A 19767-nucleotide genomic window follows, 5' to 3' on the forward strand; every position below is an offset into this window, starting at 1 on the left:
CCCGGATCACCTGGCGTTCCCCGTCCTTTTGTCCGGATGACGATAGTGCCCGGGGCCTCCGGTTGCGCCTTTGGGGCGCGAGAAGCATCACAGCCGGCGGCCGGTACACCGGCGCGCGAGCGGGCAGACGTGCCTGTACAGGCGCCCTTTGGCTGCCCTGCGCACTCATATGCGTACGGGACGTAACGGCCGATTCCGTGCCTATGGTCGATTTTCGGCCCGTCGCACGTCACCGCCGCCGTCCGGGTCGGGTCCCTGTCCCCGTCGAAAGGTAGGCGAGCCCCGTTTTGGCGACCGTCACAGCCGTCACCCCGCACGTCAAGGGCCGCGAGACCGCCGCCTTGCGCGATGTCACCGTCACCGATCCCGCGCTCGTCAGGCGCGCCGTCAAGGCGGCCGCGCTGGGCAACGCGATGGAATGGTTCGACTTCGGTGTCTACAGCTACATCGCGGTCACCCTGGGCAAGGTCTTCTTCCCGTCCGGTAACCCGACCGCCCAGCTGCTGTCGACGTTCGGCGCCTTCGCGGCGGCGTTCCTGGTCCGCCCGCTCGGCGGCATGGTCTTCGGCCCGCTCGGCGACCGTGTGGGCCGGCAGAAGGTCCTCGCGCTCACCATGATCATGATGGCGGTCGGCACGTTCGCGATCGGTCTGATCCCCTCGTACGCCTCGATCGGCGTCGGCGCGCCCCTGCTGCTCCTGGCCGCCCGCCTGGTGCAGGGCTTCTCCACCGGCGGCGAGTACGCGGGCGCCTCCACCTTCATCGCCGAGTACGCCCCCGACAAGAAGCGCGGCTTCTTCGGCAGCTGGCTGGAGTTCGGCACGCTGGCGGGCTACATCGGCGGCGCGGGCCTGGTCACGCTGATGACGGCGCTGCTGTCGTCCGGCGACCTGCTCTCCTGGGGCTGGCGCGTCCCGTTCCTGATCGCGGGCCCGATGGGCATCATCGGCCTGTACCTGCGGATGCGCCTGGAGGAGACCCCGGCGTTCGCGGCGGAGGTCGAGAAGGCGGAGAAGTCCCGGCCGAAGGTGCCGCTGCGGCAGATGGTGACGGGCCAGTGGAAGACGCTGCTGCTCTGCATGGGCCTGGTGCTGGTCTTCAACGTCACCGACTACATGCTGCTGTCGTACATGCCGAGCTATCTGACCAGTGAGCTGAAGTACGACGAGACGCACGGGCTGCTGGTGGTGCTGGGCGTGATGGCGCTGATGATGATCGTGCAGCCGTTCGCCGGTGCGCTGACCGACCGGGTGGGCCGCCGGCCGGTGATCGCCGCCGGGTGCGCGGGCTTCCTCTTCCTGTCCGTCCCGGCCCTGCTCCTGATCCGCCAGGGCAGCCTGCTCGCCGTCGCGCTGGGCATGGGCGCGCTGGGCCTGCTGCTGGTCTGCTTCACGGCCGCCATGCCGGCCGCGCTGCCCGCGCTCTTCCCGACGCGGGTGCGCTACGGGTCCCTGTCCATCGGCTTCAACGTGTCCGTGTCGCTGTTCGGCGGGACGACGCCGCTGGTGGTGACGGCGCTGATCGGGGCGACGGGCAACATGATGATGCCCGCCTACTACATGATGGCCGCGGCCGTCGTGGGCGGCTTCGCGGTGTGGCGGATGTCGGAGTCCGCGGGCCGCCCGCTGCCGGGCTCCGCCCCCGCGGTCGAGAAGCGGTAACCGCCGGCGCCGCCTGCCGGGACCGAAACGGCCGGACAGCCCCGTTCGCGGGCTGTCCGGCCGTTCCCGTCTTCCGGTGCCGGTGCGGCCGGGCTCAGTGGCCCGCCTCCCCCTGCGGCCGTGCGTGGCGCGGCAGCAGGAAGGCGAGCAGGAAGGTGAGCGCGAGCATGCCGTCGACGATCCACAGCACCGTCTTCATGACCGTGCCGAACCCGCTGCGGAAGGCCGAGGTCGTGGTGGCCGCCAGGGCGGCCGGGACCCGGGCGCCGGCCTCGGGCGAGGCGGCGGCGGACCGTGCGTCCTTCTCCAGGCGCGCGCAGGACGCCGGGGTCGCCTCCGGGTCCTTGGCCACGGCGCGGTCCGAGGCGCAGGCACGCAGGTCGGCCACGACCCGGTCCTGAGCGGCGGGCGCCACCCGCACCGCGGCGAGCCGGTGCCGCAGGTCGCCCGCGTGGTGGTCGACGGCGGTGGCGATCCCGCCGCCCAGCAGGCCGAAGAAGACGGTGCCGAGCAGGGCCACGCCGAAGGCGCCGCCGAGCTGCTGCATCGCGGTCATGGTGCCGGACGCCGAGCCCGTCTCGTGCTGCTCGACACCCGCGAGCACGATGTCGAAGAACGGCGCCATGAGCAGGCCCATGCCGATGCCGGTGACGAGCAGGGCGGGCAGCAGCTGCCAGGGGCCGACGCCGCCGCCGACCCGGTCGAGGGTCAGCCACACCCCGAACACGCCGAGCGCCATCACCAGCGCGCCCGCCTGGAGCACGGCGCGTCCGAACCGGGCGACGCCCTGGGCGATCCCGAAGCCGACGATCATGCCGCCCGACCAGGGCACCATCACCAGGCCGGCCTTGAGCGGCGAGTAGCCGAGGCCGATCTGGGTGTAGAGGTTGAAGACCAGCATGAAGCCCTGCATGGTCGAGAAGAAGACCAGCCCGAGGGCCATGCCGCCGCTGAAGCCGCGCTTGCGGAACAGGCTCGGGACGACCAGCGGGTCGAGGCCGGCCCTGCTGCGGCGCGACTCGTGCGCGGCGAAGGCGGCGAAGACGGCCAGCGAGGCGGCCATCATCACGAAGGTCCACACGGGCCAGCCGTACTCACGGCCCTGGACCAGCGGGAAGATGATGAGCAGCGCGGCCAGCGAGACCAGGAGCATGCCGGGGATGTCCAGGTCCGGCCGGCTGCCGGACCGGCCCCGGGGCAGGTAGCGCAGGGCGCCGAGGAAGGCGGCGGCGCCCAGCGGCAGGTTGATCAGGAAGATCATCCGCCAGCCGGTGCCGAAGTAGTCGGCGTCGACGAGCCAGCCCGCCAGGATCGGCCCGCCCACCGCGGACAGCCCCATGACCGGCCCGAACATGCCGAAGGCCTTCTGCGACTCCTTCGGCGGGAACATCTCCTTGATCATGCCGAGGCCCTGGGGCAGCATCACGGCGCCGAACAGCCCCTGGGCGACGCGCGCGGTGATCAGCATCCCCGGCGACACGGACACCGCGCACAGCAGGGAGCCGACGGTGAAGCCCGCGGCGCCCACCAGGAACATCCGGCGGCGTCCGTGGATGTCGCCGAGCCGGCCTCCGGTGACGAGCCCGACGGCCATCGAGAGGGTGTACGCGGCGGCCAGCCACTGGAGCGTGGAGGCGCCGCCGCCCAGGTCGGCCCGCATGGAGGGGCCGGCGATGTTCGTGACGACGGCGTCGAGGAGATCCATCACCTCCGCCGCGAGGATCACGAAGAGCGCGGCCCAGCGCCACCGGTAGGGCGCCTGCGCATGGGTGGGCGTCTCGTCGGACGCGACACCTGTGACGGACATGGGAGACTCCTAGGGAAGAGAACGGTGTTCACCATACAGAACGCCGATCACCATATGAACGCTGTTCATCAAGATATAGCGCAATCATCCGCGACAGACAAGCTATATCGCGTCCGGGCGGGCGTGTGTGCGGGTCCCACGGCGCACCGGAGAACACCGTTCTCCCCGCGTCCTAGACTCGGGACCATGAGCAACGCGGCCCCGGGCACCCCCGCACCCCCTCCGTCCCCCTGGGACCGCAGGCGCCGCGCTCGCGCCCAGGCCGCCCCCGCGCGCGTGCCGCTGTCCCGGGAACGGGTCGTCGAGGCCGCCTTCACCGTCCTGGACGACCAGGGGCTCGACGGGCTGTCGATGCGCCGGGTCGCGGCCGAACTGGGCGTGACCGTCTCCGCCCTGTACGCCCACGTCAGCTCCAAGGACGACCTGCTGGAGCTGATGTACACCCGGCTCTTCGACGGCTTCGAGCTGCCCGAGCCGGACCCCGAGCGGTGGCGGGAGCAGCTGCGGGACTTCGCGCACGCCGGGCGCCGGCGCCTGCTGTCGCACCGGGACATGGCCCGGATCTCCATGGCCCACGTCCCCTTCACCGCCGAACTGCTGCCGCATGTCGAGGGGTTGCTCGCGATCTTCCGCGCCGCCGGGCTGCCCGACCACATCGCGGCCGAGGCCGGCGACCTCATCTCCACCTACATCGACGGGTTCGTCCTGGAGGAGGGCATGTGGCAGGACCGGGCGGCCCGCGCGGACGGCGAGGAGGCGTCCCTGGCCCGCCCCGACTGGCACGAGATGGCCGACCGGATGCGGGACTACTTCGCCTCCCTGCCCGCGGGGGACTTCCCGAACCTGCGCGCCCTGTCCGGGCTGATGGTGTCCGGCTCCTCCGACGAGAGGTTCGACACCGGTCTGGAGATCATCCTGCGCGGTCTGGCGAGCTATCTGCCGGACGCGGCGCCCGGTGACGACGATCGCTGACCGCGCCCCCGCGTGTCCGCGGCCGCTCCCCGCCTCCCCGGCCCTCGGCTGAGATGATCGGAGGGGCAGCAGGCATCCGGGAAAGGCGGCAGGCGATGAGCGGGCAGCAGCTCTGGGACGACGTCGACGACTACTTCATCAGCAACCTCTCGCCCGACGACGAGGCGCTGCGGGCCGCCCTGCGGGAGAGCGAGTCCGCCGGGCTGCCCGCCATCGCGGTCACCGCCGCCCAGGGCAAGCTGCTCCAGCTGCTCGCCCAGGTGCAGGGGGCGCGCACGGTGCTGGAGATCGGCACACTGGGCGGCTACAGCACGATCTGGCTGGCCCGCGCCCTGCCCGAGGACGGCAGGCTGGTGTCGCTGGAGTACAGCGCCAGACACGCCGAGGTGGCCACCCGCAACATCGCCCGCGCGGGCCTGGAGCGGATCGCCGAGGTGCGGGTGGGCCCGGCCCTGGAGTCGCTGCCCAAGCTCGCCGACGAGAACCCGGCCCCCTTCGACCTGGTCTTCATCGACGCCGACAAGGCCAACAACGGCCACTACGTCGAGTGGGCGCTGCGGCTCACCCGCGCGGGCAGCCTGATCGTGCTGGACAACGTGGTGCGCGGCGGCCGGGTCGCGGACGCGGACAGCACCGAGCCGGACGTGGTCGGCACCCGGACCGCGATCGAGCTGATCGCCTCCCATCCGAGGCTCAGCGGGACCGCGATCCAGACGGTCGGCGCCAAGGGCTACGACGGCTTCGCCCTCGCCCGGGTGCTGGGCTGACCCGGCCGCTCACGCCTCGTGGAAGAAGCCGACGTTGACGCTGCGCGGGGCGGCGCGGTCCTGCACGACGACCTCGCCGGACGCGCCGCGCGGCAGCGGCACGGTCGCGCCGTAGCCCAGGGGCCGGGTGGTGCCCCCGGCGGTCAGCCGGACCTCGGCGGCCGGGTCGGGCTGCGAGCCGCGCAGCCAGGTCAGCCGCCAGGTGCCGTCGGGTCCGCAGGAGAACTCCAGGTGGACGCGGGAGACGAACAGCCAGTCCTCGGGCACGACCAGCCGGCACCCGGCCGCGTCCCGGCCGACCCGCAGCACGGCGCCCGGCTCGCTCGGCGCCTGCGCCATCGTCATCCCGGCGGTGGCCCCCGCGTCGGCCGCCGAGACGACGGCCATGGTGAGTTCGAGCACCTGCGTTCCCCCTGAACCTCGTCGCGCGCCCCGGCGGTCGCCGTGCGCCGCCGCCGCATGATAGAACGCCCCGCCGGGCCCCGTCCGGCACAATGAGGCCATGACCGAGCGCAAGCCACCCGGCGTGCCGTTCGAGTCCTGGGTCGACAAGCAGATCCGGGACGCACAGGCGCGCGGCGAGTTCGAGAGGCTGTCCGGAGCGGGTGAGCCGCTGCCCGCCGAGGTCGACTCCACCTACGACGAACTGTGGTGGGTCAAGCGGAAGATGGCGCGCGAGGGGCTGTCGGTGCTGCCGCCCGCGCTGGCGCTGCGCAAGGAGGCGGAGGACGCGCTGACGGCGGCGTACGCGGCGCCGTCGGAGCGGATCGCCCGGAAGATCATCGAGGACGTCAACGTCAAGATCCGCGACATGATGTTCAAGCCGCCGCCGGGCCCCCCGCTGGGCAGGAAGCCGTACGACGTGGAGGAGGTCGTACGCGAGTGGCGCCGGCTGAGGGAGGGCGTGCGGAAGCCGGAGGGGTGAGCGGGCCGGACCGGTGACCCGGCCCGGCCCGCTCCCGCCGTCAGCTGTGCAGCAGCCGTTCGGCCAGGTCGCGGTAGTCGCGCAGGGCCAGCCGCAGCTGCTCCGTGTCGGTCTCGGCGGCGGAGCCGCGCTCGTCGGTGTCCTCCCAGGACATGCGCAGGGTGCGGCGGCGCCGGGTGACGGCCTCGGTGAACCGGGCGGCGATCTCCTCCACGGCCCGGTCCGCCTCCTCCACGGCCGCCCGGGGCCGGTCCACGAAACCGGCCGTGACCTCCCGTATCCGCTGCTCCCAGCGTTCGTTCTCCTCGTGCGGCAGCAGCGGGGCGCCCGTCCCCGAGGGCGACTCGGCGGTCCCCGGCGCGCTCGGCCAGGCGTCCGGTGCGGTGCCCTCGGTGGTGCGCGCCTCCCGGGCGCTGAGGTCCCCGGGCGCGGGCGCGCCGAGCCCGTCGTCGGGCATCGGGGCGTTCGGCGCGGACGTGCCGAGGTCGGACTCACCGCCCGTGCGCAGGGAGCGGTCCCGCTCGGCCGTGCCCAGGCCCTCGGTGCCGGGGCGCAGCCCTTCCGTGCCGTGTGCCCGGTCCGCCGCCGGTCCGGGCGGGGGCGGCGGTGCGCCGCCCGGCTCCCCGGGCAGCCGTTCGGCCGGCCCTGGCCTTCTGGTCGGGCGCTCGCCCGTCTCCGGCCGCTCGGTGTTCTCGGCCTCCGGCATCCACTCGTCGTCCGGCGGGCGGGCGTAGCGGCTGCTGGGCTGCCGCTCGTCGCCCGGGCCTCGCATCCTGTCCGGCATGGTGCTCGTCCCTTCTGCTGGGTCAGGCCCGGTGGCGGCCGGGCGTTGCGCCGCTGCCGGCGCGGGTCAGGTCGTCGAAGAGGGCGTGGGCCCCGACGAGGGCGGAGCGCATCTCCTCGGTGTCGGCGCCGCCCGTCTGCGCGTGGGCCATCCGGTGGACCCGGCGGTAGCCGTCGACGTGCTCGGCGTGGTGCACGGACAGCGCGGCCAGCTGCTCGTCGTAGCGCCCGCCGTCCGGGTAGCCGCGTACGGCGGCGACCTCGCCGAGCAGCCGGTCGGCCTCGGCCACCGCCTGCCGCGGGGACTCCACGAAGTGCTCCTGGACGCCGGCCCAGCGGGCCGCGTACCGCTCCTGCTCGTCCCGGTCGAGCGGTCGTTCGCGCAGGTCGCCGTGGCGTTCGACGCGTTCGTTCAGCTCCTGCTCGGCGGCCTTGGTGTCCCCGCCGTGGGCGGCCACGGTCCGCTCGTACTCGGGTCCGAAGCGCCGCTTCAGGCCGCTTCCGCCGCCGCGGTGGCCGAGCAGCACGGTGACGAGCGCGGCGACGACCACCAGCGCCACGATCACGACCAGCAAGATGATCAAGCCTGTGGACATTGGTTCCTCCGTCGGTCCGGCCCCGCCGGCCGGCTCTCCTCCCGGGTCACCCGGAACCCCGCCCACAAACGGCGGCGGTGCGGCCCGGCCCGGAAAACCGCTCGGACCGGCCGGGCACGGCGCCCCACAATGACCCGCATGACGACGTGGACGATCAGCCCGCAGGAGCCCGGCTCGCCGGTCGCGGCAGCGCTCTGGCGCGCGTACTACACCGAGGTCAGCGACCGCTGGTATCTGCGGTACGAGGGCCGCCGCACCGATCCGGCCGAGCTGGAGCGGGAGATCGCGGCCGTCACGGGCGCCGAACTCGCGCCGCCCACGGGGCGGTTGCTGGTGGGCTGGTACGGCGGCACGGCGGCCGGGACCGCGGGCGTACGGCTGCTCGACGCCGAGACCGCGGAGCTGACCCGGGTGTTCGTGCACGCCGGCCTGCGTGGCCGGGGCGGCGCCCCGCTGCTGGTGGCGGCCGCCGAGGAGGCCGCCCGCGCGCTCGGCGCCCGGCGGCTGGTCCTGGACACCCGCGACGATCTGGTCGAGGCCCGCGCCCTGTACGCCCGCCTCGGCTACACCGAGACCGGCCCGCACAACCAGGACCCGTACGCGGAGCACTGGTTCCGCAAGGAGCTGGTCAGCTGAGCCCGGTCCGCCCGGCCGTGTGCGGGCGTTCGCTGTCCGCGCCGCACAGTTCGGCGGACAGCTCCTTGACCAGTTTCGTCAGATCGGTGCTGCGGCCGGGCTGCCACCAGTCGCCGAGCAGTTCGGCCAGCGACTCCTCGCGGGCGGCGGCGAGCCGCTCGGCGGCCTCGCGGCCGGACGCGGTCAGATACAGGTCCAGGCCCCGGCGTTCGGCCAGCCGCCGCTCCTCGACCTGCCGGGCGGCGGCGAGCACGGCCTCCAGTGGGACGGGGCTGCGCTCGGCGAGCACGCCCGGCTCCACGGAGCCGTGCCTGCGGATGCGCAGCAGCACCCAGCTGGCGGCAGGCAGCAGGTCGTACCCGGCCCGTTCGGTGATGTCCCGGTAGACCTCGCGGCGGCCCTCGCGGGTGCCCAGCGCGGACAGGGCGCGGCAGACCTCGTCGTAGGAGGACCGCTCGACGGGGTTGGGCGCGAGGGTCTCGGAGACGTCCGGCGCGGTGACCGAGCCGCGCAGCCGGTCCTCCTTCAGGAACCAGGCCAGCAGGAAGCCGAGGAGGGCGACGGGGGCGGCGTAGAGGAAGACGTCGGTGATGGACGAGGCGTAGGCGCCCAGCGCGGCGGGGCGCAGCGCGGGCGGCAGGGCGGCGATGCCGCGCGGGTCGGACTCGAGCGCGTCGGCGTTCACCCCGGGCGGCAGCTGGACGCCCCGGAAGGCGGCGGCGAGGTTGTCGCCGAGGCGGCTCGCGAAGACCGTGCCGAAGATGGCGACGCCGAAGGAGGCGCCGATGGAGCGGAAGAAGGTGGCGCCGGAGGTGGCGACGCCCAGGTCCTCGTAGGAGACGGCGTTCTGCACGATGAGCACCAGGACCTGCATCACGAGGCCGAGTCCCAGACCGAAGACGAAGAAGTAGACGCTCATCTCGGCGGTCGCGCTGTGCTCGTCCAGGCGGTGCAGCAGGAGCAGCCCGATGGCGGTGACGGCGGTGCCGGCGACCGGGAACACCTTCCAGCGGCCGGTGCGGCTGACGATCTGCCCGGAGACGGTGGAGGACAGCAGCAGGCCGACCACCATCGGCAGCATGTACACCCCGGACACGGTCGGGGAGACGCCGTGCACCACCTGGAGGAAGGTCGGCAGATAGGTCATCGCGCCGAACATGGCGAAGCCGACGATGAAGCTGATGACGGCGGCGAGGGTGAAGGTGCGGATGCGGAACAGGTCGAGTGGCAGCACCGGTTCCGCGGCCCGGCGCTCCACGGCCACGAACGCGAGCGCCAGCAGCACGCCGAGCACCGCGAGGCCGATGATCTGCGGCGAGGCCCAGGCCCAGGTAGTGCCGCCGAGCGAGGCGACGAGGACGAGGCAGGTGGCGACCGCGGCGATCAGGAAGGTGCCCAGGTAGTCGATGACGTGGCGGGCGCTGCGCACCGGTATGCGCAGCGCGCCGGCGATCACGGCGAGCGCGACGACGCCGACGGGCAGGTTGACGTAGAACACCCAGCGCCAGCTCAGGTGCTCGGTGAACAGCCCGCCCAGCAGCGGGCCGAGCACGCTGGTCGCCCCGAACACGGCGCCGAACAGGCCCTGGTAGCGGCCCCGGTCGCGGGGCGGCACGATGTCGCCGACGATCGCCATCGACAGCACCATCAGCCCGCCGCCGCCCAGGCCCTGGAGCGCCCGGAAGCCGATCAGCTGGGGCATGTCCTGCGCCATGCCGCACAGGGCCGAGCCGACCAGGAAGATCACGATGGCGGTCTGGAACAGCTTCTTGCGCCCGTACTGGTCCCCGAGCTTGCCCCACAGCGGGGTCGCGGCGGTGGAGGCCAGCAGATAGGCGGTCACCACCCAGGACAGGTGTTCGAGGCCGCCGAGGTCGCTGACGATGGTGGGCAGCGCGGTCGACACGATGGTCTGGTCGAGTGCGGCGAGCAGCAGCCCGAGCAGCAGGGCGCCGATCGAGACGAACACGCCCCGCGCCACGTGGTCGTCACCGCTCACGTCCTTGACCGCACCGTGCGTGTCCAGGGCCATGGAGACCTCCCGGAGCTGGGGCCTGAGGCTGGGGTGCGCCTCTTCCATCCTGGTCGGTGTCACCATTTATGGCCTGTCGACTCCTGGGGATGTGGAGGAGATGGGCATACGCTCTGAAGCTTCGGAGGAAGGCGGGACTCACGGGGCGGGGGGCCTCCGGGGGTCCCGAGGGGAGGGGACGAGCGTGAGCGGGGACGCGACCGGGGAGCGGGGCACGCCCTGCCCGGAGTGCGGCAGGCCGAGGAGCGCGGCGGGCGCCCCGTCCTGCGACTGCGCCGAACGCGCGGCCGAGGCGCTGCGCGAGACGCGCGAGGCGGAGGCGGCCGCGGCGGAGGACTTCGACCCGCTGCGGATACGCCCGTACGTGGAGGTGGGGCCGGACGACCCGGACGCGACCCGGCCGGTGCCGCCCGTGGTGGCCACGCTGCCGCCGCGCCCGGTGGACGGACCGGCCGGGCCGGACGGGCGGCCCTTCGCGTCCCCGACGGCTCCGGTGGCTCCGGACGGCGGGGAGCCCTCGGCGCCCCCGGAGCCCTCGGTGGCCGAGCTGCCGGGAGCGGTGGGCGGGCGGCGCCGGTTGCGCCGTACGGCGCTGGTCGCCGCCGCGGGCACGGGAGCGGCGGCCGTCGCGGCGGTGGGTTTCGCGCTGTTCTCGTACCACTCGCCGTCCCGGGACGACGCGGCCCCGGACATCAGGGAGAGCGTCCCGGACCTGCCCCCGCCGGATCCGTCGGACACACCGGTCCACGGCGCCCCCGCGCCCTCCCTGTCGGCCGCGCGCTCCCCGCTGCCGTCGGTGCCGCCGAGCGCCACGTCCTCGCCGTCGCCCTCCGCGCCGTCCGCGACGCCGACCGCGAGCCGTGCGCCGTCCGGGGCGGTCTCTCCCACCCCTTCGGCGACGACCGCCCCGCCCACCACCCCGGCCGATGCCCCGGCGCTGCGGCGCGGGGACGTCGGGCCCCGGGTCGCGGACCTCCAGTTCCGGCTGTGGCAGCTGAACCTCTACCAGGGCGCCTTCGACGGCGTCTTCACCCGCTCGGTGGAGAACGGCGTGCGCACCTACCAGCTGGCGCGGGGCGTGCAGGGCGATCCCGCGGGCGTGTACGGGCCGGCGACCCGGGCCGCCCTGGAGGCGGAGACGTCGGGACGCTGAGGCGGATCAGCCCAGGTGCAGCCGGATCGTGCCGTCCGGCAGGCCCTCCACCCGGACCCGGGTGAGGTCGGGGACGACCACGTCCGGGCCGTGCGCGCCCGCGCGGGGTCCGACGCCGACCACGGTCATGCCGGCCGCGCGCCCCGCCGCGATGCCCGCGCCGGAGTCCTCGAAGACGACGCAGTCGGCCGCCGCGACGCCCAGCTCGGCGGCGCCCTTGAGGAAGCCCTCGGGGTCGGGCTTGCTCGCGCCGACCGACTCGGCGGTGATCCGGACCTCGGGCAGCGGCAGCCCGGCCGCGTTCATCCGGGCGGTGGACAGGGCGACGTCCGCCGAGGTCACCAGCGCGTGCGGCAGGTCCCGCAGCGCGGCCAGGAAGGCGGCGGCGCCGGGGACCTCGACCACGCCGTCCATGTCGGCGGTCTCCTCGGCGAGCATGCGCGCGTTGTCCGCGAGGTTCTCCTCCCGCGGCCGGTCGGGCAGCAGTACGGCCATGGAGGCGTGCCCCTGCCTGCCGTGCACGACGCTCAGCACCTCGTCGCCGTCCAGCCCGTGCCGGGCGGCCCAGCGCCGCCAGATGCGCTCCACGACGGCGTCCGAGTTGACGAGGGTGCCGTCCATGTCCAGCAGCAGGGCGCGGGCGGTCAGGACGGTGGGCGTTGCGGTGGCCGTCATCGGCGGTGACTCCAGGGACGAAAGACCCCGTACGGAGGGGCCGCGGGGGAGGGACAAGGCGGCCCCGCCCGCCGGTCAGGGAAAACGGGCGGGAGCCACTTTGTTCCTCCACGGTACAAAACCGGGGCCCTTCCCGCCACCACCCCGGCGGGCGTCCGCCGGCGTCCGGCTCAGCCCGCGACCGCCTCGTACAGGCTCCAGGCGCCGAGGGCCAGCATCAGCAGGGCCGCGATCTGCGTGATCAGCCGCAGCGGAACCTTCTTCATCAGGGCCTTTCCGCCCACGATGCCGAGTCCGGCGACGGCCCACAGGCCGAGCACCGCGCCGAGCCCGACGGAGATCGGGTCGTCGTAGCGGGCGGCGAGGTTGGCGGTCATGATCTGGGTGAGATCGCCGAACTCGGCAACCAGGATGAGCATGAAGCCGGTGCCCGCCACCTTCCAGAAGGTCTGGTCGGCGAGCTTCTTGACTTCTTCCTCTTCCTCGCCCTTGCTCAGCAGCAGCATCGCGGCGCCGCCGAGGAAGAGCAGTCCGGTGACCGCGTGCACGATGCGCTGGGGCAGCAGGGTGAGCACGCTGCCGGCGGCGACGGCGAGCACCACATGGACCAGGAAGGCGGCGGCGACACCCGCGAAGACGTAGCTCGCCCGGTAGCGGGTGCCGAGGACGAGACCGGCGAGCGCGGTCTTGTCCGGCAGTTCGGCGAGGAAGATGACGCCGAAGACGAGCGCCGTCACGGTGATGCTGATCAAGGTTCCTCAATCGGTCGGGGCCACCCCGCCGAGAGTGCGGTACGTCACACGAGGCACCTCGGCACGGCAGCACACTCGGCGTCCGCGCCGGTGGACGCGGACATGCACTGCTTGCCGAAGGTCTCGCTGGCGGCACCCGCAGGGCCGCCTCCGGGCGCCGGCTCAGGCTGGCTGAGCAGTATGTCGACGGTCCGGCGAAGAGCTACTCCCCTTCTGCGCCTCCGATGATACGGGACGGCAAAGTCCACCATTGAACCTTGCGTTGACATGATCACGTCACTAACTTCTTACCGGGCGCTCACCCTCCGGCAAGACCACACCGCGAGCATTCCCTGACTCGTGGCCCAACACCCCACCCCCGCAAGGGAGTTCTTCCATGCCCAAGTTCTACGCGCGTCGACGCCTGAGCCTGCTCGCCGGGCTCACCGGCATGATCGCCACCGCCGCGCTGTTCAACTCCCCCGCCGCCTCCGCCGCCCTGCCCACACCGGTGAGCGCCGCCACCGCCCGCAGCTACCTCTCCCAGCTGACCGTCGCCACCGAGAACCGCACCGGCTACAGCCGCGACAAGTTCCCGACCTGGATCACCATCGAGGGCACCTGCGACACCCGCGAGTGGATCCTCAAGCGGGACGGCACCAACGTCGTCACCGACTCCGCCTGCAAGGCCACCAGCGGCAGCTGGTACTCGCCGTACGACGGCGCGACCTGGACCGCCGCCTCCGACGTCGACATCGACCATCTCGTGCCGCTCGCCGAGGCCTGGGACTCGGGCGCGGGCAAGTGGACGACGGCCCAGCGGCAGGCGTTCGCCAACGACGTCACCCGCCCCCAGCTGCTCGCGGTCACCGACAACGTCAACCAGTCCAAAGGCGACCAGGACCCGGCCACCTGGGTCCCGTCCCGCTCCGCCTATGTCTGCACCTATGTGCGCGCCTGGGTCCAGGTGAAGTACTACTACGACCTGTCGGTCGACTCGGCCGAGAAGAGCGCGCTCCAGAACTACCTGGCGAGCTGCTGAGGGACCCGGAAAAGCGGCGGGGCCCGGCCGGAGCGTTCCGGCCGGACCCCGCCTCGCCGTCGCATCCTCGGCGTCCTCGGCGTCCTCAGGAGGCGGGGCGCCGCCGCATCAGGAAGCCCGCCGCCGCACCCGCCCCGAACAGCGCGGCCAGGGACACGCCGGTCGCCAGCCAGGTGGCGCCGAGCCAGCGGGCGCCGTAGTAGCCGAGGGCCACGCTGTAGGCGGCCCAGGACAGGCCCGCCAGCGCGGACCAGGGCAGGAAGTCGCGGGCCCGGCGGTGGGCGGCGCCGGCGCAGAAGGAGACAACCGAGCGCCCCGCGGGGGCGAAGCGGGCGAGCACGACCAGCGCGCCGCCGCCCCGGGCCAGCGCGTCACCGAGACGCTCCTGCGCGGTGGTCAGCCGCCGGGAGCGGGCTATCGCCCGGTCGAGGCGCTCCCCGCCCCGCCAGGCCAGCCGGTAGGCCACCAGGTCGCCGAGGAGCGAGGCGGTGGCGGCGCAGAGTATGAGGGCCGGGATGCCCGGCACGCCGTGCGGGACCCGGCCGGTCGCCGCGCCCGAGCCCGCGGCCGCCGCGGTGCCCGCCGTGATGACGAGCACACCGCTCGGCAGCACCGGCAGGAACACGTCCAGCAGCACGGACACGGCCACCGCGGTATAGATCCAGGGCCCGGCCGCCAGCGACCCCACACTCTCGAACACGTTTTCTCCTGATACTCCCCCGATAACAGCCGTACAGCGTACGCCGGGGGTGTGACAGGGAGGTGCGCGGGGGCCGCGCCGAGCGGGCCGTACGGCACCCCGTGCCCAGGTGGGAGGGGTGCCGTACGGGTGCGGCGGTCAGGCGGCTATCGGGGCCTGCTCCGCGACGGCCTCGCCCTGGTCCGCCGTGCGCCGGACCAGGAGCCGGTCGACGCCGAAGGCGCCGGAGCCGGTGAAGACCAGCAGCAGGAACGCCCAGCAGAACATGACCGCGGGCTCGCCGCCGTTCTGGATGGGCCACAGCGCGTGCTGCTGGTGGATGTCGAAGTACGCGAAGGCCATCGAGCCGGAGGCGATCAGCGCGGCACCCCTGGTGCCGAGGCCGATCAGCACCAGGGCGCCGGCGACCAGCTGGATCACGGCCGCGTACCAGCCCGGCCAGGTGCCGGCCGCGATGGTGCCGCCGTTGGTGCCCATGGCGCCGCCGAGGACGCCGAAGAGCGAGGCGGCGCCGTGCGCGGTGAAGAGCAGGCCGACGACGACGCGGAAGAGCCCGAGGGCATAGGGCTGCGCGGAATGGAGGCGAGCGGAGAGCATGGGGAGTTTCTCCCTTTCGGTGGCGAGCGAGCCCGTCGGGGACGGACGGGCCGGTGGGGGCGGCGGTACCGAACGAGAGGCCTAGGTTAGGTGACCTTTAGTAGTACTTGCAACTTCAAGTTTTGGCCAAAGTCCCACTCCAGGTAGCGGGCCCTCGCCCTGACCCGACTGCATGTAGGGCCACGCGCGCCCTCGCGCCGGCGTTCCGGAACATGGCCGGATCCCTCCTTGGCCCGGGCGCGTGGCACCGCGTGCCGGACGTTACGGGCGCCGTGTTACGAGCGAGCCGGTGTCCGTGTGAACGGTTCCTTGCGGGCGGCCCGCCCCCGCACCTCCAGCCCGGCCAGCAGTTCGGCCGTGGCACGCGCGACGGCGTCCACGGCGGCGTCGAAGACCTCGCGGTTGTGGGCGGCGGGCGCGCGGAAGCCCGAGATCTTGCGCACGTACTGCAACGCGGCGGCGCGGATGTCCTCCTCCGTGGCCTCGCCGGGCAGCACGGGCGGACGCAGGGTCTTGATGCTCCGGCACATGCCCTCAGTGTCACGCGCAGGGCGCGAGGGGCGAGAGAGGCGGGAGACAAAAGCAAAGGCAAGGAAGCCCAAAGGACTCCTTGCCACTCTCAACGTATAGCGCACGGGGGGCCTTGCGGCAAGGCCCCCCGGATGCCGCAGAATCTCCCGCCTGACCTGGAAATCCGCCGGGACGGGGCCAGGCCCCGTGCCGGCACGCTCCCGCCGCGGCGGGCACGCCCCGCCGACGGGACACACCCCCCACACCGGGCACGCCCGCCGACGGGACAGACCCCGCCACCCGAACACGCCCGCCCCACCGCCCGGGGCGGGGCCCGCCCCCACGACCCCGCCGACCGGCGACCTCCACCCCCACCCCGACCACCGCGCCCTCCTGATCGGAGCCCCTTGCCCACCTCCGCCTTCGCCCTCCCCGCCCGCCTCTCCGCCAAAGCCGACCCCGCCCTCATCAGCGCCGACGAGCACCACTTCACGGCGATCGCCGAGTGCCTGGAGCAGACGATCGCCGAGGTGGAGGACCAGCTCGACAAGGAACGCAGGTCCCCCGGCGGCCTGGGCCGCCAGGCACTGGACCGCGACACCGAGGTGCACCGCCTGACCGCACGGCTGCGCACCCTGCGCCGCTTCGGCCTCGACCTGTGCCTGGGCCGCATGGTCGACGCGGACCACCCCGACGAGCCGGTCTACATCGGCCGGCTCGGACTCACCGACAGCACCGGCCGCCGACTGCTGCTCGACTGGCGCTCCCCCGCCGCGCGGCCGTTCTTCGGCGCCACCCACGGCAACCCCATGGGGCTGGCCAGCCGCCGCCGGTACCGCTGGACGCAGGGCCGCGTCGCCGACTACTGGGACGAGGTCTTCGTCCCGGACGCCCTCGCCGGGCACGCCGCGCTGGACGACCAGTCCGCCTTCATCGCGAGCCTCGGCGGCAACCGCTCGCCCCGGATGCGCGACGTGCTCGGCACCATCCAGGCCGACCAGGACGCCATCATCCGGGCCGGCTCGCGCGGCGCCCTCGTCGTGGACGGCGGCCCCGGCACCGGCAAGACGGTCGTCGCCCTGCACCGCTCCGCCTACCTCCTGCACTCCGACCCGCGCCTCGGCCACCGCCGCGGCGGGGTGCTGTTCGTCGGCCCGCACCGCCCCTACCTCGCGTACGTCTCCGACGTCCTGCCGAGCCTCGGCGAGGACGGCGTGCGCACCTGCGTCCTGCGCGACCTCGTCACCGAGGGCGCCGCCGCACAGCCCGAGACCGACCCGGAGACGGCCCGGCTGAAGTCGTCCGCACGGCTGGTCGGGGCGATCGAACGGGCCGTGCGCTTCTACGAGGAGCCGCCCACCGAGCCGCTGACCGTCACCACCCACTGGGGCGACCTCGTCGTGACCGCCGCCGACTGGGAAACGGCGTTCGACGCGGCGGAACCGGGCACCCCGCACAACGAGGCGCGCGAGCAGGTCTGGGAGGAACTGCTCGACGTCCTGACCGGCGCACACGACGGCGAGGCCCCCGCGCAGACGCTGCGCCGGTCACTGGAGGGCGACCGGGAACTGCGCGCCGCCTTCGACCGCGCCTGGCCCCTGCTGGAGGCGGCCGACCTGGTCGGAGACCTGTGGACGGTACCCGCGTACCTGCGGCTGTGCGCGCCCTGGCTCACCCCCGAGGAGGTACGACGGCTGCGGCGCCCGGACCCCCGGGCGTGGACGGTGTCCGACCTGCCCTTCCTGGACGCCGCGCGGCAACGGCTCGGCGACCCCCGGGCGGCGGTGCGCGAACGGCGGCGCAAGGCGGCCGTCGCCGCGCAGCGCGCCCGCATGGCCGACGTGATCGACAACGTGCTGGCGGCGGACGACGACGGGGAGGGCGCGGTGACCATGCTGCGCGGACAGGACCTGCGGGACGCGCTGGTCGACGAGTCGGCCGTGCCGGCCCTCGAACCGGACGCGCTGGCGGGGCCGTTCGCGCACATCGTGGTGGACGAGGCGCAGGAACTGACCGACGCCGAGTGGCAGATGCTGCTGTCGAGGTGCCCGTCGCGCAGCTTCACCATCGTCGGGGACCGCGCGCAGGCCCGGCACGGGTTCACGGAGTCCTGGCGGGAACGGCTGGAGCGGGTCGGCTTCGACCGGATCCAGCTGACCGCCCTGACGGTCAACTACCGCACACCACGGGAGATCATGGCGGAGGCCGAGCCGGTCGTCCGGGCCGCGCTCCCGGACGCCAACGTGCCGACCTCGATCCGCGGCAACGGGCTGCCGGTGCTCCGCGGCCCCGCATCCGACCTGGACGCGATCCTCGACACCTGGCAGGCCGGCCACCCGGAGGGCACCGCCTGCGTGATCGGCGCCCCCGCCTACCGGCCCCGGACACCCCGGGTCCGCTCCCTGCCCCCCGGGCTCGTGAAGGGGCTGGAGTTCGACCTGGTCGTCCTGGTCGACCCGGAGCGGTTCGGCGAGGGGATCGAGGGCGCGGTGGACCGTTATGTGGCCATGACGCGGGCGACCCGGCAACTGGTGGTCCTCACCACCGCCTGAAACGCCCGTTCGGCTGAACCTCACGGCCGAGCTCGCGACCGTAAATCGAACAGGCGTAGCATTGCCGTGTGGCTACGACCTATGAATTCCCCAGTGACCTCCTCGCCGGTCAGGAGGAGCTGCATCAGGTCCGGGCCGAGCTGTCGGCCCTGCTCAGGCGGCTTCCCTGGTCGGTCGAGCCGATGGACGGCTTCAGCGACGACAACGGCTGGCGCAAGGTGGAGCGCCCCGCCTCCCCGGGCTGGACGGCCGACGAACAGGCCGAGGTGGAGAAGCTCCGCCGCCGTGAGCACGAACTCGCGGTCTTCATCAGCACCCACCGCTTCTGGGCCGAGGTCGCGGCCGACCAGCGCGTGCGGGCCCGCAGCGAACTGAAGCACGTCCACGAGGAGCCGGCCGGGGAGCAGTCGTAACCGATCTGGTCCAACCAGTTGACCACTGCCCCCGGCAGTCCCACCCTGATCGCCATGGCTGAGGGACGGATATCGAGCGAGGCGGTCAACACCCCGCCGCACCACGGGAGTTCCCCCGGGACAGCGCCGGCGGCGGGCGGGCGGTCCGCGGGACCGGCGGCAGTGCCGCTGCTCCTGCTCTTCGCCGCCCTGGCCGCCGCGGACATCGCCGGCGTGGCGGCGGGGCGGCCGGCCCTGGAGTGGGTCGCGAAACCCCTGCTGGCCCCCGTCCTCGCCCTGCACCTGTGGCGGCGCACCGGCACCCGGCACACCCCGGTCCTGGCGGGTCTCGTCCTCGCCGCCGCCGGGGACGTGGCCCTGCTGCTGCCCGGCACCGCGGCCTTCGCCACCGGCCTCGCGTTCTTCCTGGGCGCCCAGCTCTGCTGGATTTCGGCGTTCCTCCGGGCCGGCGCCCTCGGCCATCTGCGGCCCCGCCGCCTCGTCTGCGCCGCGCACCTCGTCGTCTGGGCCGGCGCCGTCGCCGCCCTCGCCCCGGCCCTCGGCCCGGCCCTGGGCTGCGCGGTCGCCCTCTACGCCCTGGCCCTGCTCACCATGGCCCTGACCGCCCGCGTCCTCGGCCCGCGGGCCCTGTGGGGCGGCCTCGTCTTCGTCGCCTCCGACTCCCTGGTGGGCCTCGGCGCCGCCGGCCTCGACTTCCCCGGCCGGGGCATCCTGGTCATGCTGACCTACGCCTCGGCCCTGACCCTCCTGGCCACCGCCTTCACCCCCCGGCTGCCGGCCGCCCGACCGGCCTGAACCAGAAAGCCCCCGACCATACGGCCGGGGGCTCTGCTTCTCCGGTGGGCGCGGACGGTTTCGAACCGCCGACATCCTGCTTGTAAGGCAGGCGCTCTACCCCTGAGCTACGCACCCGCGCCCGGGCGCCGCCCAGGTCGAGTCGACAGCCTACCTTGCCGCGGGCGGTGCACGGCAAACCCGAACGGGCGGAAACCAGGGGCGGGACGTCGCGGTGGCGCGGTGGTTCGACGGGTCCGTGACCGGACGGCGTGGACACCGGCAGCGACGACGGGAATCCGGCGATCGTGCCGCCCCGCGCCGGATACCGCGTCGAGGCGGCGTCGCGCGACGGGGGCGTGCAGGTGTCCGTGCCCCGGGACTCCGCCGGCGCGCGCCGGGTGACCGCGGGCTCCGCCGACGGGAAGGTCACGGTGCGCA

Annotated in this window: 20 protein-coding genes and 1 tRNA gene; 10 read left to right on the top strand and 11 right to left on the bottom strand. The window is 73.7% G+C overall.

What is annotated here, in order from left to right; genetic code table 11:
- Positions 1-287 precede the first annotated feature (287 nt).
- The gene (gene proP, locus ACSP97_RS11680; protein WP_382072488.1) at positions 288-1661 is read left to right on the top strand and encodes a glycine betaine/L-proline transporter ProP; all 1374 of its coding nucleotides are present in this window, start codon (positions 288-290) and stop codon (positions 1659-1661) included.
- Between the two features lie 94 nt (positions 1662-1755).
- On the opposite strand, the gene ACSP97_RS11685 is transcribed toward proP, so the two are convergent.
- Positions 1756-3468 carry an MFS transporter gene (locus tag ACSP97_RS11685; protein WP_355528397.1) on the bottom strand — a complete coding sequence of 571 codons (1713 nt, stop codon included), beginning with the start codon at positions 3466-3468 and terminating at the stop codon, positions 1756-1758.
- A 186-nt stretch (positions 3469-3654) separates the two neighbouring features.
- Here ACSP97_RS11685 and ACSP97_RS11690 point away from each other — a divergent pair, with 186 nt between their 5' ends.
- Together ACSP97_RS11690 and ACSP97_RS11695 are read left to right on the top strand one after the other, a co-directional pair.
- Positions 3655-4440: a TetR/AcrR family transcriptional regulator gene (locus tag ACSP97_RS11690; RefSeq protein WP_355528395.1), complete on the top strand. Its 786-nt coding sequence runs from the start codon at positions 3655-3657 to the stop codon at positions 4438-4440.
- 95 nt (positions 4441-4535) lie between these two features.
- On the top strand, positions 4536-5207 hold the full coding sequence (locus ACSP97_RS11695; protein WP_355144298.1) for an O-methyltransferase: 672 nt from the start codon (positions 4536-4538) through the stop codon (positions 5205-5207).
- A 9-nt stretch (positions 5208-5216) separates the two neighbouring features.
- Here the strand turns inward: ACSP97_RS11695 and ACSP97_RS11700 are convergent, their stop codons facing one another.
- A complete protein-coding gene (locus ACSP97_RS11700; protein WP_355144300.1) occupies positions 5217-5609 on the bottom strand; it encodes an FHA domain-containing protein in 393 nt (130 codons plus the stop codon).
- A gap of 100 nt (positions 5610-5709) precedes the next feature.
- Here ACSP97_RS11700 and ACSP97_RS11705 point away from each other — a divergent pair, with 100 nt between their 5' ends.
- Entirely contained in the window at positions 5710-6132 is a 423-nt protein-coding gene (locus ACSP97_RS11705; RefSeq protein WP_355144302.1) for a J-domain-containing protein, read from the top strand.
- A gap of 40 nt (positions 6133-6172) precedes the next feature.
- On the opposite strand, the gene ACSP97_RS11710 is transcribed toward ACSP97_RS11705, so the two are convergent.
- Positions 6173-6916, bottom strand: a complete 744-nt coding sequence (locus ACSP97_RS11710) for a hypothetical protein (RefSeq protein WP_440557412.1) — start codon at positions 6914-6916, stop codon at positions 6173-6175.
- Positions 6917-6938: 22 nt separating this feature from the next.
- On the bottom strand, positions 6939-7511 hold the full coding sequence (locus tag ACSP97_RS11715) for a hypothetical protein (protein WP_355144306.1): 573 nt from the start codon (positions 7509-7511) through the stop codon (positions 6939-6941).
- A gap of 138 nt (positions 7512-7649) precedes the next feature.
- On the opposite strand from ACSP97_RS11715, the gene ACSP97_RS11720 reads away from it, so the two are divergent.
- Positions 7650-8147, top strand: coding sequence for a GNAT family N-acetyltransferase (locus ACSP97_RS11720; RefSeq protein ID WP_382072501.1), 498 nt, complete (start codon positions 7650-7652; stop codon positions 8145-8147).
- Here the strand turns inward: ACSP97_RS11720 and ACSP97_RS11725 are convergent.
- A complete protein-coding gene (locus tag ACSP97_RS11725; protein WP_388289485.1) occupies positions 8140-10179 on the bottom strand; it encodes an MDR family MFS transporter in 2040 nt (679 codons plus the stop codon). The genes ACSP97_RS11720 and ACSP97_RS11725 overlap by 8 nt on opposite strands.
- A 184-nt stretch (positions 10180-10363) precedes the next feature.
- On the opposite strand from ACSP97_RS11725, the gene ACSP97_RS11730 reads away from it, so the two are divergent.
- The gene (locus ACSP97_RS11730) at positions 10364-11332 is read left to right on the top strand and encodes a peptidoglycan-binding protein (RefSeq protein ID WP_440557414.1); all 969 of its coding nucleotides are present in this window, start codon (positions 10364-10366) and stop codon (positions 11330-11332) included.
- A gap of 6 nt (positions 11333-11338) precedes the next feature.
- On the opposite strand, the gene ACSP97_RS11735 is transcribed toward ACSP97_RS11730, so the two are convergent.
- Entirely contained in the window at positions 11339-12007 is a 669-nt protein-coding gene (locus tag ACSP97_RS11735) for an HAD-IA family hydrolase (RefSeq protein ID WP_355144312.1), read from the bottom strand.
- A gap of 170 nt (positions 12008-12177) precedes the next feature.
- Positions 12178-12759, bottom strand: a complete 582-nt coding sequence (locus ACSP97_RS11740) for a TMEM165/GDT1 family protein (RefSeq protein WP_440557416.1) — start codon at positions 12757-12759, stop codon at positions 12178-12180.
- Positions 12760-13135: 376 nt separating this feature from the next.
- Between ACSP97_RS11740 and ACSP97_RS11745 the strand changes: the two genes are divergently transcribed.
- Positions 13136-13780 (top strand): HNH endonuclease family protein, encoded by a 645-nt coding sequence (locus ACSP97_RS11745; RefSeq protein ID WP_355323784.1) that lies wholly within the window; start codon positions 13136-13138, stop codon positions 13778-13780.
- Positions 13781-13865: 85 nt separating this feature from the next.
- Here the strand turns inward: ACSP97_RS11745 and ACSP97_RS11750 are convergent, their stop codons facing one another.
- From ACSP97_RS11750 to ACSP97_RS11760, 3 genes are all read right to left on the bottom strand, one after another.
- Entirely contained in the window at positions 13866-14480 is a 615-nt protein-coding gene (locus tag ACSP97_RS11750) for a DedA family protein (RefSeq protein WP_355323787.1), read from the bottom strand.
- 138 nt (positions 14481-14618) lie between these two features.
- Positions 14619-15077, bottom strand: coding sequence for a DoxX family protein (locus ACSP97_RS11755; protein ID WP_355144318.1), 459 nt, complete (start codon positions 15075-15077; stop codon positions 14619-14621).
- A 275-nt stretch (positions 15078-15352) separates the two neighbouring features.
- Positions 15353-15607: a DUF2277 domain-containing protein gene (locus ACSP97_RS11760; RefSeq protein ID WP_358271425.1), complete on the bottom strand. Its 255-nt coding sequence runs from the start codon at positions 15605-15607 to the stop codon at positions 15353-15355.
- A gap of 387 nt (positions 15608-15994) precedes the next feature.
- On the opposite strand from ACSP97_RS11760, the gene helR reads away from it, so the two are divergent.
- The 3 genes from helR (at position 15995) to ACSP97_RS11775 (ending at position 19347) form a co-directional block, all read left to right on the top strand.
- A complete protein-coding gene (helR, locus tag ACSP97_RS11765) occupies positions 15995-18139 on the top strand; it encodes an RNA polymerase recycling motor ATPase HelR (protein ID WP_440557418.1) in 2145 nt (714 codons plus the stop codon).
- Between the two features lie 68 nt (positions 18140-18207).
- Positions 18208-18552 (top strand): hypothetical protein, encoded by a 345-nt coding sequence (locus ACSP97_RS11770; RefSeq protein WP_355323796.1) that lies wholly within the window; start codon positions 18208-18210, stop codon positions 18550-18552.
- Between the two features lie 54 nt (positions 18553-18606).
- On the top strand, positions 18607-19347 hold the full coding sequence (locus tag ACSP97_RS11775; RefSeq protein ID WP_440557420.1) for a lysoplasmalogenase family protein: 741 nt from the start codon (positions 18607-18609) through the stop codon (positions 19345-19347).
- A 45-nt stretch (positions 19348-19392) separates the two neighbouring features.
- Here ACSP97_RS11775 and ACSP97_RS11780 read toward each other — a convergent pair.
- Positions 19393-19464: transfer RNA gene (locus ACSP97_RS11780), tRNA-Val, on the bottom strand.
- Positions 19465-19767: the final 303 nt, after the last annotated feature.

The sequence above is a fragment of the Streptomyces sp. SCPE 10 genome (assembly GCF_051980735.1).
In the GTDB taxonomy this organism is placed as follows: domain Bacteria; phylum Actinomycetota; class Actinomycetes; order Streptomycetales; family Streptomycetaceae; genus Streptomyces; species Streptomyces misionensis.